The sequence below is a fragment of the Campylobacter sp. DY7 genome, assembly GCF_057802535.1.
The window spans coordinates 129,908-145,375 of record NZ_JBYJAU010000001.1; the positions used below are offsets into that span (position 1 = coordinate 129,908).

Sequence of the window (15,468 nt, forward strand, 5' to 3'; positions counted from 1 at the left end):
AAAAGGCTAACTCTTGGAAGATATTTTAAAAAGTTTAAATAATTGTTCTTCGCTTGAAGAATTAGAGCAAATTAAGGTGCAAATTCTTGGTAAAAAAGGATATTTAACAAGTGAATTTGCTAAGTTAAAAGACTTAGAAGGCGATGAAAAGAAACAAAGAGCAGAAATTTTAAATAAGCTAAGAGATGAATTTAATGATAATTTTGCTCAAAAACAAAAGGTTTTAAAAGATGAGTTTATAAAAGCAAAAGCTAAAAAAGATGCTTTTAACTTTGCTTATTTTGATGAAAAATCAAGTTCAGGAGCACTTCATCCTGTAATGAGCACAATGGATAAAATCATTGATTATTTTGTAAGACAAAATTTTAGCTTAGAAGAAGGTCCATTAATTGAAGATGATTTTCATAATTTTGAGGCTTTAAATTTACCTAAATCTCACCCTGCAAGAGATATGCAAGATACTTTTTATTTCATTGATAAAATGCTACTTAGAACACAAACAAGCCCAGTTCAAATAAGAACAATGCAAAAACAAAATCCACCTATTAGAATGATTGCACCTGGTGCTGTGTTTAGAAGAGATTTTGATATGACTCATACACCGATGTTTCATCAAATTGAAATGCTTGTAGTAGAAGAGGGTGATAAAATATCTTTTGCTAACTTAAAATATGTATTAGAAGAGTTTTTAAGATATATGTTTGGTGATGTTAAAGTTAGATTTCGTCCTAGCTTTTTCCCATTTACTGAACCTAGTGCTGAAGTTGATATTTCTTGTGTATTTTGTGGCGGTTGTGGTTGTAGAGTATGTAAAAAAACAGGCTTTATAGAAGTTATGGGTTGTGGAATGGTGCATCCTAATGTATTTAAAAATGTAGGTTATAAAAATGTTAGTGGATATGCCTTTGGTTTAGGTGTTGAAAGATTTGCTATGTTACTTCATAAAATTCCTGATTTAAGGTCGTTATTTGAAGGAGATTTAAGATTATTGGAGCAATTTAAATGATTATTAGTAAAAATTGGTTGAATGAATTTATAGATTTAAAAAATATAAGTACAGATGAATTAGTAACAACTTTAAATAGTATAGGATTAGAAGTAGATGGCGTTCATACTCTAATAGCTCCTGCTAAAGTAGTAGTAGCAAAAGTTTTAAGCAAAGAAAAACACCCAGATGCTGAGAAATTAAGCGTATGCCAAGTAGATGTTGGTAATGAGACTTTACAAATAGTTTGTGGCGCTAAAAATGTGGAAGCAGGACAATTTGTAGCAGTTAGTTTAGAAGGTGCTAAAATAGGTGAAATTATTATTAAAAAAGCCAAATTACGCGGAGTTGAGAGTAATGGTATGATATGCTCATCAACCGAGCTTGGTTTTGCAAAAATCAATGATGGAATAATGGTTTTAGATGATAGTATAGGAGAGCTTGTTTTAGGAAAAGAACTTCGTGAATATTCTTTATTTAATGATGAATTAATTGAAATTGAACTTACCCCTAATCGCGGGGATTGCCTTAGTATAAATGGAGTTGCTAGGGATTTAAGTGCTGCATTAGACATTAATCTAAAAGAAAGAAAAGCTTTTAAAGATATTGATAATGCAGAAGGCATTAGAAGAATTTTAAATGTTCATTTTAGCGATGGAATAGATGGTAATGTAAGTATAAAAGCCATTGAATTATTAGAAGATATTGAAAATTCTTTAAAAGTAAAATTAAGATTAGCAAGCATTGAAGAGCTTAAATCAAATTCTATTGAAAATTTATTATCATATTCAACCCATGCAAGCGGTGTATTATTTAATGCTTTTGATTTAAACAAAATATGTGATGAATGCGAACAAATTAGCCTTGATGTTAAAACAAAAGAAAATAAAGAATTTGCAATTAGATTTAAAGACAAAGAATTAGCTGTTTTAGGAATTACTCAAAATGAAGATTTTAAAATCAGCAATGAAAGTAAGAAGATATTAATAGTAGCTAATTATGTAAATCCAAACATTGTAGCAAATACTCACAAAAACTATAAAAATACTGATATTTATAGAAGTTTTAGAGGTAGTGAGCCTGAGTTAAATATCGGAATTGATTATTTATTTAATCTTTTACAGCTTGATAAAAATATTAAAATTTATGGAAGCTCATGTCAAAACACTCCAACCAAAGAAAAGCTTTCAATAAGTTGCAATATTTTAGAATTAGAAAAAATGATAGGTCAAACTTGTGAGAAAAACGATGTTGTAAAAATATTAAAAAGATTAGGCTTTGAGCTAAGTATTGCAGAAGATAATATATATCTTAAAATTCCTTTTTATAGGCACGATATAAGCAATTCAGCAGATATTTGCGAAGAAATTGTAAGAATGATAGGAATTGATAATATAAAGCCAAAACCTTTAGAATTTTATGAATCAAATAGAACAAATAAAACTTATTTAAATTATCAAAAATCTTTAGAGCTTAGAAAAAGAGCTTTAATGAGTGGATATTTTGAAAGCGTTGGTTATGTGTTTGATAGTAAAGAATTCTTAGAAAAATTAGGATTAAAATATATTAAGAATGAAATTATAAATCCTATTACAAGTGATATGAATACTTTAAGAAGTTCTATCATGGCTACTTTATTAAAGCAAGCTCAATTTAACTTTAATAACTCAAGAAAATCAGTTAAATTATTTGAAGTCGGCAGCACTTTTGATGAAGTAGGTAATGAGAGTAAAAAAATTGCTTTTATTAGTTCAGGTTTAAATGAAAGCTCAAATATTAAAAATCATGCAAAAGCAAAAAATATTGATTTCTTTACATTTTTAAGTGAATTAAAGACAATTTTAAAAGAATTTGAATTAAGAACTAGCGATTTTCATTTATTTAGTGAATTTGAAAGAGCTGATATTTATAAAAATGGAGTAAAAATCGGAGTAGTTGGAAGACTTGATTTACATTTAGAAAATGAATTAGAATTACCTATTACTTATTTGTGTGAAATTGATTTTAATGCTTTAGTTTATGATTTCATTCAAGCAAAATCTTATTCTAAATTCCAAGGAACAACAAGAGATTTAAGCATATTAGTACCTAAAAACTATGATTATTCAATTATTAAAAACTTAATTAATAATCTAAATATTAAAAATCTAAAAGAGTTTAAAATCATTGATTTATATCAAGATGAAAGCTTAAAAGATTTTGAAAGTTTAAGTATTAATTTTAGTTTTGTAGATGATGAAAAAGTATTGAAAAATGATGATGTAAATAATGAAATTAGTCAAATCATAAGTGAATTAGAAAAAATAGGATTAAAATTAAGATGAAAATTCCAGCAATAAAAAAAGAATTTAATATAGCTTTAGAAAATATAGCAGCCGATAAATCAATATCACATAGAGCTGCTTTGTTTTCTTTACTAACTAACGGCGAGTGTAGGGTGCTTAATTATTTATATGCGCAAGATTGTTTGCATACTTTAGAAGTAATAAAGCAATTAGGTGCAAAAGTTCAAATTAAAGAAGATGAATTAATAATTACTCCACCTGAAGAATTAATTTCTCCTAATGTAGTTCTTGATTGCGGTAACTCAGGAACTTTAATGAGATTACTTATAGGTTTTTTAGCTAGTTCTAAAGGTTTTTTTGTTTTAAGCGGAGATGAATATTTAAATAAAAGACCTATGAAAAGAGTTAGTGCTATATTAAATGATTTAGGTGCAAATATTTACGGAAGAGATGAAGCAAATTATGCACCTTTAGCGATTGCTGGAAAAAATATAAAATACTTTAAATACCATAATCATTTAAAATCAGCTCAGGTAAAAACTGCTTTAATTTTAGCTGGATTGTTAAGTAATGGTTGTGAAGTTAGCGAAGATGAATTAAGTAGAGATCATTCTGAAAATCTATTAAAACTAATGAATGCACCTATAAAAGTAGAAAATAATATAGTTAAGGTTGAGCCAATGACTCAAAAATTAAGGCCATATTCAATAAAAGTGCCAAACGATCCTTCTTCAGCATTTTTCTTTGCAGTTTTATGTGCTATTAGCAAAAACTCTACATTGAAATTAAAAAATGTATTGTTAAATAAAACTAGAATTGAAGCTTTTGTTGTTTTAGAAAAAATGGGAGCTAATATTAAATATGAAATTAAAGAAAATAATTATGAATGCATAGGGGATATTACAATCAAAAGCTCTGAGCTTAAAGCAGTGGAAGTAAGCGAAAATATTTCTTGGCTAATTGATGAAATACCAGCACTTTCAATAGCGTTTTTATATGCTAATGGAAAATCTATTGTAAAAAATGCAAAAGAATTAAGAGTAAAAGAAAGCGATAGAATAAAAGCAGTGCTTGAAAATTATAAACTTTTAGGTGTTGAATACGAAGAATTTGAAGACGGATTTAGCGTTATTGGAAAAAGCGTTAAAGGAAATAATTTTAATTTAAAAAGCTTTGCGGATCATAGAATTGCTATGAGCTTTTCTTTACTAGCAAAAGACTATGAAATTAATATAGATGACACAAAATGTATAGATGTATCTTTTACTAATTTTTATGATATTTTAAATAATTTTGGTATTAATAATGAAAATTGAATTAGCTAAAAGTTATGGATTTTGTTTTGGCGTGAAAAGAGCTATAAAACAAGCAGAAAAAACAAAAGATGCTGCAACAATTGGGCCATTAATTCATAATAATGATGAAATAACAAGATTAAAGAATGATTTTAATGTTAATACCTTAAATGATATTAGCGAATTAGGAAATGAAAAAAAAGCGATAATTAGAACACACGGAATTACTAAACAAGATTTAGATAATTTAAAAACAAGTGGTAGAGAAATTATTGATGCAACTTGTCCTTTTGTTAAAAAACCACAAGAAATAGTTGAAAAAATGAGTAGTGAAGGGTATGAAATAGTAATTTTTGGAGATAGTAATCATCCTGAAGTAAAAAGTGTTAGAAGTTACGCAACTACTAATAATTATGTGGTTTTAGATGAAAACGAATTAAACGAAGTAAAATTTAAAAATAAAGTAGCTTTGGTTAGTCAAACAACAAAAAAAGTAGAAAAATTTATGCAAATTGCAAATTATTTGATGTTAAAAGTAAAAGAAGTAAGAGTTTTTAATACAATTTGCGATGCAACTTTTAAAAACCAAGAAGCAATTAAGTCGCTTGCTATGAAAAGTGATGTGATGATTATAGTAGGTGGAAAAAATAGCTCTAATACAAAACAATTATTTTTAATTGCAAAAGAACATTGTGAAGATAGTTACTTAATTGAAAATGAAAATGAATTAGATTATAGATGGTTTAATAATAAAAAACTATGTGGAGTAAGTGCTGGAGCTAGTACACCTGATTGGATTATTGAAAAAGTAGTAAAAAAAATTGAAAATTTTTCATAGATATTTATTACTTGTAAGTTAAATAGTGATAGAATAGGGCATAATCATTTCTTAATTTGATTAATTTTATTACAAAAGGACCAAAATGGCTAAGTTAAATGGAGCTCATAACAATTTAGAAGATTTAGAAAACATTGATTTCGCGACAATGTTAGATGAGTTTGAAAGCGAAAAAAACCCTGAAAATATTGCAATTATTGAAGGTAAAATCATTAAAATTGAAGGCGATGAAGTTTTTGTTGATATTCAAGACAAATCAGAAGGTGTTTTAAATATAGCAGAAATAACAAAAGATGACAAATTATTATTCAATATAGATGACACTATTAAAGTTACTATCGTTGGTAGTAGTAATGGTCGCAGAATTTTATCTTATAAAAAAGCACTTAGAAAAGAAAAAGTTGTTGAATTTATAAAAAATTATAATGAAGATAACAATGAAATTTTTGATGTTAAAGTAATAGGTAAAAATCGTGGTGGTTTTGTAGCAGTAGATGCTAATGAAGTAGAATTCTTTTTACCAAAATCTCAATGCTCACATAAAGAATTAAATACTTTAATGAACAAGAAAATTAAAGTTAAAATTTTAAAAATAGATGAAGAAACACAAAGTATTGTAGTTTCTAAGAAAAAAGCGAACGATGAAGAACGCAAAAAAAGAAAAGAACTAATTACAAATATAGTAAATGACACTGAATTAAAAGAAGGTGTTGTAAGGAAACTTACAAGTTATGGTATGTTTGTTGATATCGGTGGCGTTGATGGATTAGTTCATTATAGTGAAATCTCTTATAAAGGGCCAGTTAATCCTAGCACTCTTTATAAAGAAGGTGATAAAGTAGTTGTAAAAATTGTTGGTTATGATGAAGAGAAAAAACACATATCATTATCAATCAAAGCAGCTCTTAGTGATCCATGGGATGAAATTAAAGATAGCTTAGAAATAGGTGATGTTTTAAAAGTAGTTGTTTCTAACATTGAAAATTATGGTGCTTTTGTAGATTTAGGAAATGATATAGAAGGATTTTTACATATTAGTGAAATTTCATGGGATAAAAATGTTAAAAATCCAAGAGATTACTTAAAAGAAGGTCAAGAAATTGATGTTGAAGTAATTGAAATAGATTGTGAAAAACGCCGCTTAAGAGTATCTTTAAAAAGCTTATTACCAAAACCATTTGATGGTTTTAGTGAGAAGTTTAAAGTTGGAGATATAGTAGAAGGTGAAATCAGCACAATTACTAATTTTGGTGCATTTGTAAAAATTGATAATGTTGAAGGTTTATTATTAAATGATGATATTTCTTGGACAGAAAATGAAACTTGCAAAAAAGTTTACAAAGTTGGTGATAAAATTAAAGTAAAAATAAGAAAAATAGATTCAGAAAATCAAAAAATATCTTTAAGCGTTAAACACCTAGAAGAAAGTCCTAGTGCATTATTTGCAAAAGATCACAAGCTAGGTGATATTATTAAAGGTGTAGTAAGTGATATTAAAGATTTCGGAGTTTTTGTTAAGGTAAATGATAAAGTAGAAGCTTTAATTAAAAATGAAGATTTAGGAGAAACTAAGCCTAATATTGGAGATGAAATTGAAGGAGCTTTAATATTTACAAGAAATGGAAAAATCCGTCTAAGTGTAAAAAAATTAAACATCATCAAAACTCGCGAAGATTTAGAGAAATTTAATTCTGATGATAAAATAACAATTGGAGATATTATTAAAGACCAATTACAATAATAATGAAAAGTAATTTACTTTATTTAATATTCGGTATTATCTCAAGTATTTTGATAATATCACTTATTTTAGTATTGAAATCTGTAAATCCAAAAGATATACAGATTTCTAAAATTATAGATGAAAAAGTAGAGAGTATTAAAAAGGTTATTGCTAATAATGATTGGTATTTGAAATTAGCAAATGCTAATTCAAATGATTTTTTTCCTATATCTAATGAGCTTTATATTCATTTTGAATTGCAAGATACAGGAAATTTAAGTAAAAAGAAATTTTTTAAGTTAAATATTGATAAAAGTGACACATATTCAATGTTTTGTGTTAAACAAACAATATCTAACTTAAACCTTAAATATTTTTTAATTAATAATAAAAAATATTCACAAATAGTTATTGATACAAATAACATTTCTTTGCTACATTACTTAGTAGATAGCTTAAAAAGTTATAATATCAATTCTAATTTTGAAGAAATTTGGATTTAATTTAATAAAAGGAAATAAAATGGCATCATATTCAATGGGTGATTTAAAAAAAGGCTTAAAAATTGAAATAGAAGGTATTCCATATAAAATTGTTGAATATCAACATGTAAAACCTGGCAAAGGTCCTGCTTTTGTAAGAATAAAAATCAAGTCTTTTGTAAATGGTAAGGTTTTAGAAAAAACATTCCACGCAGGCGATAAGTGTGAATCTCCAAATCTTATAGAAAAAGAAATGCAATATCTTTATGATGATGGTGAATTCTGCCAATTTATGGATACTGAAACTTACGAGCAAGTTGCGATCAGTGAAGAAGATGTAGGCGAAAGTAGAAAATGGATGATTGATGGAATGAATGTTAGTGTATTATTCCACAATGGAAAAGCAATAGGTGTTGAAGTTCCACAAGTTGTTGAGTTAAAAATCGTTGAAACTCAGCCAAACTTTAAAGGTGACACTCAAGGCTCAAACAAAAAACCTGCAACTTTAGAGAGTGGAGCAGTAGTTCAAATACCATTCCATGTTTTAGAAGGTGAAGTAATTAGAGTAGATACTCAAAGAGGTGAGTATATAGAAAGAGCTAATAAGTAATATGAATGATAAGGCAAAGCGTGTTAAATATTTAAGAGCACTTGAAAAAGTTGCTCATCGCTTTGTTTTAGCTCTAAAAAAAGAAAATTTTTCTCAAGAATTATTTAAATTAAGTATAGAGCAAAATATAAAATTAATCAATAAATGCGAATCTACTTATCTTGATTCTTCTTATACTAAAGAACTTGAAAATTTTGTAAATTTATGTTGTTTTTCTGAATTAAGCAAAGAAGAATTGATTAATAAGTATAACAATTTAGAAAAAATTAAAAAACAAAATCAATATAAAAAAATCAAACATAAAAATCAAATATATAATGATTATTAAAGGTAAGTAAATGGATGAATTTGATAAATTATTTGAAACAACCCCTGAAGAAAAATTAATTGATGTATTACAAAATGCACCAAGAGGTGCAGTTCATAATAGTGTTGTAAATTATTGCAAAGAAATTGTAGCTTTAAGAACATTATTAGAAAAAAACAATATTGATAGCTATCAAATAGAAAAATTTATGTTTGAAAACGATGCATTATTAGAAGATAAGGCAAATGATGTTTATATAGAGTTTTGTGCAAAAATTTTAGGACATGAAGGCTAAAATGAAATTAAATTTTGGTGATATTGTTGAAATTGTTGATGATAGTTTAAATAATGAAGAAATATTGCAAAAAGCAATATTTTTAAAGCCTTGGAGAAAAGGACCTTTTAAGATTAATGATTTGCTCATAGATAGCGAATGGAGAAGTAATGTAAAATTTAATCTTTTAAAAGATCATTTAGGCTGTATTGAAAATAAAGTAGTAGCAGACATAGGATGTAATAATGGATATTATATGTTTAGAATGCTTGACTTTAAACCTACAAAAATCGTTGGCTTTGATCCTAGTAAAAGATGTTATGAACAATTTCAATTTTTAAATTCTTTATTTAAAACAAACATAGATTTTGAACTTTTAGGTGTGGCTGATGTTCCCAATTATAAACATAAATTTGATGTAATATTTTGCTTAGGTGTAATTTATCACAGAAGTGATCCAGTTCAAATGTTAAAACAAATCAAACAAAGTTTAAATAAAGATGGAGTAGTGTTTCTTGATACTATATATATTGAAAACGAGCAACCTTTTGCACTTGTTCCTGATACAAGTTATGCAAAAATGTCTAATGTGTATTTTATACCGACAATAAGTGCTTTAAAAAACTGGTGTAAAAAAGCTAATTTCAAAGATTTTGAAGTTTTAACAACTTGTAAAACAACAATTGAAGAACAAAGAAAAACCAAATGGATAGATGGGTTTAGTCTAGAAGACTTTTTGGCTGATGATGATTTTACCAAAGAAGGTTATCCTGCACCAAAAAGAGTTTATGTAAAATTAAAGGTTTGATATGGCAGAAGAAAAAGTAGAAACAACAGAAGGTGAAGTAAAAACAAATATTGAAGCTTGTCCTTCTATTAACAATGAATTAAGCGGATATATAACAGAAATAGAAGAAAATAGGGCTGTTCTACAATTAAAAATAACTTCTGAGCTTATATGCGATAGCGAAGGTCTAGCACATAATGGTTTTATTTATTCATCTGCTGCTTATGTAGCGCAAGCTGCAATTAATAAGAAAAATACTTGTGTAATTGGCTCAAGGACAAGTTTTTATGCTCCAGCAAAAGTTGGAGATGTTTTAACTTATGAAGCAAATGCTAAATTTGATAATAGTAAAAAAAGAGAAGTAGTTGTAAAAGCCTATATAAGAGATGTTTGTGTTTTAGAAGCTGTTTTTCATGTAATAGTAACAGAAGAGCATATTTTAAAAATGCAAAAAAGCGAATTGGCAAAATATCAAAGCAAAAAGCAAGATTAATAAGTTAGCTTAATGGCTAACTTAGAATATATTATTAAAATTATAATTAGTATTGAAAACTATAATTTTCACATTTTAATTTTTTTACTCTTTTAATAGGTTTGATCCAAGAAAAAGATGTATTATTTGTGCTCTTTATTGTTTTTTAGTTTAAATAATTTAAATTGATTTATAGATTTATTTATTAGTATTCAATTTTATTATGATTGCAATTAAATTACAAATAGATATTTTTTAATTTTCAAATATTTAATTTTATAAATATATTTGCTTAAAAATAATTTAATAAATACTCATTTGAATTGCAGTATTTTTAAAATTATGTATTAAAAATACGAAAATTAGTATAAATCATATTTTAATCATATTATTTTATGTATAATTATATGTAAAATAATCATATAAAATTACTTATAATTTTCAAATTATTTTATGATTTAAAAAAGTATTGAAAACAATAAAAATTTTTAATAATCTTAATCTAAGTATATTATCATTATAAAATCTTAAAATAAATACTTTAAAGGATATATATGAAACACCCGCTTGATTGTGAAGATAATTTTTCTAATTCATTATTGTTTTGGATTGCAAGGTATTTAAAACATAAATTAAATTCCTTATCTAATAAACTTTTAGAAAAAGCTGAAGAGTTAAGAGAAATTAACATCGCATTAAACACCTTGCATAATATTGAAGAATTAGATGAGCTAGCTAAAAAAGCAAGGAATATTGGAATGATAGGAATAAATACATACTTTAACCCTATTAAAAAGTTTTATGAGCAAATCATTCATTATAAGCCCTACTCTTTAAAACAAATTGATGAAGAACTAGTAATTGAAATTTTATCAACTATTACTGCAGGTTTAAGTGATGCGAGTAAAAAAAATTACAAAATAGCTATTGTAAATTTCTTTAAATATTTAAGCTCGCAAAACAAAGATGAAGAAGGAAGCCATTATTATGAAATTGAGCTTAAAAACTGGTCTGGACTAAACTCAAGCTCGGGAACTAAACTTCCTGAATACATGAGTGAAGAACAAATGAAATTATTTTTAAGCACTTTAAATGATTTTCAATACAAAAGCAATAGCGATAGAAACAAACTAGCAATTAAAATCATATTATTTACTGGTGTTCGTGTGAATGAGGTTTTAAGGCTTAGACTAAAAGATATTAGCTATGAAAATGATTTGATTAGCCTTAGGATTCATGCTAAAGGTAATAAATATAGAGTTGTTTTGCTTAATGTAAATTCAATAAAAGAGCATTTAGAATATTTTAAGCAAATTGCTAGTCCTGATAATTATTTATTTACAAACAAGCAAGGCAAACCGCTAACTCAAGCATATATTTCAAGACTAATTGAAAATGTTTTAATGCAAGCAGGCATTAGAAAAGAAAAAAACGGAGCTCACATGCTAAGGCATAGCTTTGCTACCCTACTTTATAAAAAAGAAAAAGATTTGTTATTAGTCCAAGAAGCTTTAGGACACGCATCGTTAAATACTTCTAGGATTTATACGCACTTTGATAATGATAAGCTCAAATTAGCTGCAAAAATAGCAAATAATTTAAAAAACGATTAATACAAATTCCTGTTTCAAATTCTCATAATTTTTAAAGGAATTTGAAAACGGAATTTGGATTTATTTTATATCTTAAAAAGTTTTAATATAGCCTTATTTGCTTTAAAAGCTTTAATTTCATTAGGCTTTAAGGTTATAAAAGTATTTAAAATTCCTATTTCGAATTCTTTTTAAAATCTGCTTTGGATTAGTTATGTAACTTTCTCCTTATTAAACTTTTCTTCTATAAGCTGTGATTGCGATTTTTGTAAAATCACCCTTTATATTATCATCATCTATTAGATTTGTAATGACTGCTTTATATGTTTTATTTTCAGGTATAAAGTAAAATCCAAGAGGTCTCATCCCTACAGTAACTTTTTTATTTTTTATCTTCATGACTCTAGTTGTATTTACCTTTGTCTTTTCATTTGGTGTAACAACTTTATCAAATACTAATATCTCATCACCATCTTTAGTAAGCTCATAAATTTTAATATCTATTCCTAATGGATAATAAGGATTATCTCGTATATTATCTTCTATTTTTTTATCATATAAATCAACTGAATAAAAATCCTTGCCACCTATTTCACCATAGTAAAAATTTAAAGGATAAAAAACATAAAATCCTAAATGCTCTCCTATATCTTTTCTTTGTGGCTTAAAGATTATTTCAATTTTAGATCCTTTTTTGCTTAAATCAAATAAAGTATATATAGGAGTTTTTGGTGTTTTATCTTTATGAAAAAACTCAAAAGCATTTAAACTAAAAAATAGCATAAGCAATAAGCAAATCTTTTTAAGCATTTAAATTCCTTTATATAAGCTCAAATTCCTATTTCAAATTCTCATGATTTTTCAAGGAATTTGAATTAGGAATTAGAAGTTTTATACCCTACTTTCTTTTATTTATTATGTTTTTTATTTTCATTAATTTCATCAATCTCTGCTCTTATTCTTTTTCTTAATTCTTTTTCATTAGGACAAGAATTTTCTAAAACTTCTAATATTTCTAAACTTGTTCCAGTAAAAGAACTAGAATAATTTTTTGTAGTTTTTACATAATCAATAATTTTTTGAAAATTATCGTATATTTCAAATATATCTTTTTTATAACATATATCTTGTGGAATTATTGCTGGTTCAATCATTTTTCCGTTTTCATCACCTTGTAAATTTAAGTATATATCTTTAGCATGAAGCATAATCACTGTATTTATATATAAAGCATAAAAAAATTCCTTTGACTTTTGCGAATCAAAGTATCTTTTATAAGCCATATCTAAATATTTATATACTTCATCATGTTTATTTGATTCTTCTTTTAAATAATATATAAATCTATCAATATCTAAATGTGTATATATTAAAACAAGCCTTAACATGGTTGCAAAGCGATTTTGATTTAGCTCAATATTATCAAAATAATTTTTCCCATATGGTAAGCGTTCAATCATTGAATAAATCTCATTAAAAAATTCATCTTTATAAGTATTTGCAACATACTTAACATACGATAAATCATCACTTTTAAAAAACATATTTCTATTTAAAATCATCCACCATAAAATATCTTCTATGCTATCTTTTGGTAAAAGCTCTTTACCTTCTTTAAATTTATCATTCATTTGATTTATAAGAAATACCATTATAAAATTATCATAATTCAAATATGTATGCAATAATTCAATAACAATTCTATATTCCATCGCATTTACAAATTTAGCAGAAGCTTCTGGGTTTTTACTATATTGTATGTCAAAAGTTTCTTTTTGAGTTTCGCTAACCATTGCATAAAAACTTCCTATAATAAGAAAAATTATAGTAAAGATAAAAGCTATTACTTTTTTTAAAATGATTTTTAAATATTTTTTGTGATTTACTTGCATATTTAGCCTTATAAAATAAATAGTTTAAATTATAATAATATATAAAAATAATTATTAAAATTATTTAATCAAATTCCTATTTCAAATTCTAAGGATTTTGCAAGGAATTTGAAATAGGAATTAGGACTTATTTTACTAAGCCCTTTTTTAAATCTCTTATTAAAAATCTAGCAGGATGAAGTGCGTGTTCGTATCTTTTAAACATTCCGCTAGGTGTGTTATTAAAATAACTAGTAATTAATCTAGCCGATGTTAAGGCACTTGCAAGTCCCCTTGAGCCATGAGCTGTGCTAATAAACACCCTACTTCTTGGAGCGTTGGTCTGAGGTTTGTGTTTATCAAACTGAAGAGCTTTATAAGTGCTTTTGTATTTATTCTCATTAAAATAAGCTCCTACGATAGGGAATCTATCCGATGAATAACTTCTATAACCTACCCTATTTCCTATAATTAAATGAGAATAATCAGCTTTAAAAATCTCTTTAAAATTATTAATATTAACTTCATCATAAACACTACTAGCATCTGCGATAAGATTTCTATCATAAGTAGCACCTAATAATACAATGCCATCTTTAGCACCTGTAATATAGGCTTTTGAGCTTATTGGGTGTTTGTATTTTACTTGATTTTTTAGCCAAGTTGCTTGACCCCTTACTACTGATAAAGGAAGATTATTAAATATTTCTTTAGAATAAGCTCCTGTTGCAAAAATCACTGCATCAAAAGTCATTGTTTTGTTTTCAAAATCTAATTCTACTCTATCATAAAATTCTCTAAAGCCATTAAGCTTGTAGTTTAAAAATATCCTAGCATTTGATAAGGCAAATATTTTAGGAACTAATTTACAAGGCTCTAGCGTTCCGCCGTCTTTTAAAAAAGCAAAATCAAAATGTAATTTAATTAAAGGATTATCCTTTTGCATTTTAAATCTATCTTGCAGTTCTTTTGTATAAGCATGCTCTAAAACCCCTTCTAATTTGTAGCCTAATTTTTTGTATAGTTTTGAACTATGCCAGAACGAAAACTGACTAAATTCTCCTAATAAACTTGAAGGATTTTGTATAAGAGCTGTTAATAAGCCGATTTTATTACCGCTGCCTTCGTTTGCTAAAGTATGACTTTGCTCAAATACGCTTATAGTTTTACCTAATTTTGATAATTCATAAGCCAAAGTTGCACCAGCTATTCCACCACCTATTATTGCGATATTATTTACTTCTAGGTAGTTTTTATGAAAATAACCATCAAGCTCTTCTTTTTGAACTTTATTTTTTAATATTGCTAAAGTGCTTTCTCTTTTAATACCTATTTCTATATTATTAATTTCAAAACCTAGTTCAATTAGGGCTTTTTTAAAATTAGAATTTGAACTATAACTTATTAATTTACCATTTGGTTTTAAAAGTTTTTTTACTTTTTCTAAAGTATTGATTGAAAACATTTCTTGATTTTTGCTAGGAGAAAATCCATCAGCATATACAACATCAGCTAAAAAATCCAAATCATCTAAAGCCACATCAACATCTTGAAAAACCAAATCAAGAGTAATTCCATCAAATTCAATTCTATAAATACCATTTTTACAAGGCGGATAGTCGTTTATGAAGCTTTTGTTTAGTTCTATATTAAATTTTTTGCAAAAAAACTTAATATCTTCAATGCTTTGATAATGATTTTCTATTGCTACATAATTTAGTTTTATTCCTTGTTCTATTGCTTTTTTTGCACTTAAAAAAAAGTTAAGCCCAAGACCAAAACCTAATTCTAATATAGTTAATTTATTATTTGCATTTAAAAAAGCATTCTCAACATAAATGCCATTTCTTTCTTTTAAAGGCTCTTTAATATTGTAATAAAAATCATCAAAATCTAAAGAAAAAATTTCATCGTTTTTTAATACCCAATTAGCCTTTCTCATATAAT

At 26.2% G+C, this 15,468-nt stretch carries 15 protein-coding genes; 12 read left to right on the top strand and 3 right to left on the bottom strand.

Translation table 11 applies throughout. The annotated features are described in order from the left end of the window. Window positions 1-22: 22 nt before the first annotated feature. The 12 genes from pheS to AC1B00_RS00700 all read left to right on the top strand — a co-directional run bounded on the left by pheS (window position 23) and on the right by AC1B00_RS00700 (window position 11,671). Window positions 23-1,006 carry a phenylalanine--tRNA ligase subunit alpha gene (gene pheS, locus AC1B00_RS00645; RefSeq protein ID WP_442862386.1) on the top strand — a complete coding sequence of 328 codons (984 nt, stop codon included), beginning with the start codon at window positions 23-25 and terminating at the stop codon, window positions 1,004-1,006. Further along, window positions 1,003-3,309, top strand: a complete 2,307-nt coding sequence (gene pheT, locus AC1B00_RS00650) for a phenylalanine--tRNA ligase subunit beta (RefSeq protein WP_488847641.1) — start codon at window positions 1,003-1,005, stop codon at window positions 3,307-3,309. Before pheS ends, pheT begins: the two co-directional genes overlap by 4 nt. Beyond that, the gene (gene aroA, locus AC1B00_RS00655; protein ID WP_488847642.1) at window positions 3,306-4,586 is read left to right on the top strand and encodes a 3-phosphoshikimate 1-carboxyvinyltransferase; all 1,281 of its coding nucleotides are present in this window, start codon (window positions 3,306-3,308) and stop codon (window positions 4,584-4,586) included. Before pheT ends, aroA begins: the two co-directional genes overlap by 4 nt. Continuing rightward, complete coding sequence (locus AC1B00_RS00660; protein WP_488847643.1) at window positions 4,576-5,403, top strand: 4-hydroxy-3-methylbut-2-enyl diphosphate reductase; 828 nt, start codon at window positions 4,576-4,578, stop codon at window positions 5,401-5,403. The genes aroA and AC1B00_RS00660 overlap by 11 nt, the downstream gene beginning before the upstream one ends. A gap of 85 nt (window positions 5,404-5,488) precedes the next feature. Beyond that, on the top strand, window positions 5,489-7,144 hold the full coding sequence (locus AC1B00_RS00665) for a 30S ribosomal protein S1 (RefSeq protein WP_239816782.1): 1,656 nt from the start codon (window positions 5,489-5,491) through the stop codon (window positions 7,142-7,144). A gap of 2 nt (window positions 7,145-7,146) precedes the next feature. After that, entirely contained in the window at window positions 7,147-7,629 is a 483-nt protein-coding gene (locus AC1B00_RS00670; RefSeq protein WP_488847645.1) for a hypothetical protein, read from the top strand. Window positions 7,630-7,648: 19 nt separating this feature from the next. Further along, the gene (efp, locus tag AC1B00_RS00675; protein ID WP_239816784.1) at window positions 7,649-8,218 is read left to right on the top strand and encodes an elongation factor P; all 570 of its coding nucleotides are present in this window, start codon (window positions 7,649-7,651) and stop codon (window positions 8,216-8,218) included. A gap of 1 nt (window position 8,219) precedes the next feature. Next, window positions 8,220-8,546, top strand: coding sequence for a hypothetical protein (locus AC1B00_RS00680; protein ID WP_488847646.1), 327 nt, complete (start codon window positions 8,220-8,222; stop codon window positions 8,544-8,546). A gap of 10 nt (window positions 8,547-8,556) precedes the next feature. Then, window positions 8,557-8,820 (top strand): DUF2018 family protein, encoded by a 264-nt coding sequence (locus AC1B00_RS00685; RefSeq protein WP_488847647.1) that lies wholly within the window; start codon window positions 8,557-8,559, stop codon window positions 8,818-8,820. Beyond that, window positions 8,810-9,607 (top strand): tRNA 5-methoxyuridine(34)/uridine 5-oxyacetic acid(34) synthase CmoB, encoded by a 798-nt coding sequence (gene cmoB, locus AC1B00_RS00690; protein ID WP_488847648.1) that lies wholly within the window; start codon window positions 8,810-8,812, stop codon window positions 9,605-9,607. Before AC1B00_RS00685 ends, cmoB begins: the two co-directional genes overlap by 11 nt. Window position 9,608: 1 nt before the next feature. Beyond that, a complete protein-coding gene (locus AC1B00_RS00695) occupies window positions 9,609-10,079 on the top strand; it encodes a hotdog fold domain-containing protein (protein ID WP_239816787.1) in 471 nt (156 codons plus the stop codon). Window positions 10,080-10,612: 533 nt separating this feature from the next. After that, the gene (locus AC1B00_RS00700) at window positions 10,613-11,671 is read left to right on the top strand and encodes a tyrosine-type recombinase/integrase (RefSeq protein WP_488847649.1); all 1,059 of its coding nucleotides are present in this window, start codon (window positions 10,613-10,615) and stop codon (window positions 11,669-11,671) included. 210 nt (window positions 11,672-11,881) lie between these two features. Here the strand turns inward: AC1B00_RS00700 and AC1B00_RS00705 are convergent, their stop codons facing one another. The 3 genes from AC1B00_RS00705 to mnmC all read right to left on the bottom strand — a co-directional run bounded on the left by AC1B00_RS00705 (window position 11,882) and on the right by mnmC (window position 15,463). Further along, the gene (locus AC1B00_RS00705; RefSeq protein ID WP_488847651.1) at window positions 11,882-12,460 is read right to left on the bottom strand and encodes a hypothetical protein; all 579 of its coding nucleotides are present in this window, start codon (window positions 12,458-12,460) and stop codon (window positions 11,882-11,884) included. 98 nt (window positions 12,461-12,558) lie between these two features. Then, the gene (locus AC1B00_RS00710; RefSeq protein WP_488847652.1) at window positions 12,559-13,542 is read right to left on the bottom strand and encodes a hypothetical protein; all 984 of its coding nucleotides are present in this window, start codon (window positions 13,540-13,542) and stop codon (window positions 12,559-12,561) included. 127 nt (window positions 13,543-13,669) lie between these two features. Beyond that, entirely contained in the window at window positions 13,670-15,463 is a 1,794-nt protein-coding gene (gene mnmC, locus AC1B00_RS00715) for a bifunctional tRNA (5-methylaminomethyl-2-thiouridine)(34)-methyltransferase MnmC2/FAD-dependent 5-carboxymethylaminomethyl-2-thiouridine(34) oxidoreductase MnmC1 (RefSeq protein WP_336611102.1), read from the bottom strand. Window positions 15,464-15,468: the final 5 nt, after the last annotated feature.

Bases quoted from the DNA above. Each gene is read 5' to 3' on its own strand.
- AC1B00_RS00670 (WP_488847645.1), top strand. From the start codon at position 7,147: ATGAAAAGTAATTTACTTTATTTAATATTCGGTATTATCTCAAGTATT.
- AC1B00_RS00705 (WP_488847651.1), bottom strand. From the start codon at position 12,460: ATGCTTAAAAAGATTTGCTTATTGCTTATGCTATTTTTTAGTTTAAAT.
- pheT (WP_488847641.1), top strand. From the start codon at position 1,003: ATGATTATTAGTAAAAATTGGTTGAATGAATTTATAGATTTAAAAAAT.
- aroA (WP_488847642.1), top strand. From the start codon at position 3,306: ATGAAAATTCCAGCAATAAAAAAAGAATTTAATATAGCTTTAGAAAAT.
- mnmC (WP_336611102.1), bottom strand. From the start codon at position 15,463: ATGAGAAAGGCTAATTGGGTATTAAAAAACGATGAAATTTTTTCTTTA.
- AC1B00_RS00710 (WP_488847652.1), bottom strand. From the start codon at position 13,542: ATGCAAGTAAATCACAAAAAATATTTAAAAATCATTTTAAAAAAAGTA.
- cmoB (WP_488847648.1), top strand. From the start codon at position 8,810: ATGAAGGCTAAAATGAAATTAAATTTTGGTGATATTGTTGAAATTGTT.
- AC1B00_RS00695 (WP_239816787.1), top strand. From the start codon at position 9,609: ATGGCAGAAGAAAAAGTAGAAACAACAGAAGGTGAAGTAAAAACAAAT.
- AC1B00_RS00700 (WP_488847649.1), top strand. From the start codon at position 10,613: ATGAAACACCCGCTTGATTGTGAAGATAATTTTTCTAATTCATTATTG.
- AC1B00_RS00685 (WP_488847647.1), top strand. From the start codon at position 8,557: ATGGATGAATTTGATAAATTATTTGAAACAACCCCTGAAGAAAAATTA.
- AC1B00_RS00680 (WP_488847646.1), top strand. From the start codon at position 8,220: ATGAATGATAAGGCAAAGCGTGTTAAATATTTAAGAGCACTTGAAAAA.
- AC1B00_RS00660 (WP_488847643.1), top strand. From the start codon at position 4,576: ATGAAAATTGAATTAGCTAAAAGTTATGGATTTTGTTTTGGCGTGAAA.
- AC1B00_RS00665 (WP_239816782.1), top strand. From the start codon at position 5,489: ATGGCTAAGTTAAATGGAGCTCATAACAATTTAGAAGATTTAGAAAAC.
- efp (WP_239816784.1), top strand. From the start codon at position 7,649: ATGGCATCATATTCAATGGGTGATTTAAAAAAAGGCTTAAAAATTGAA.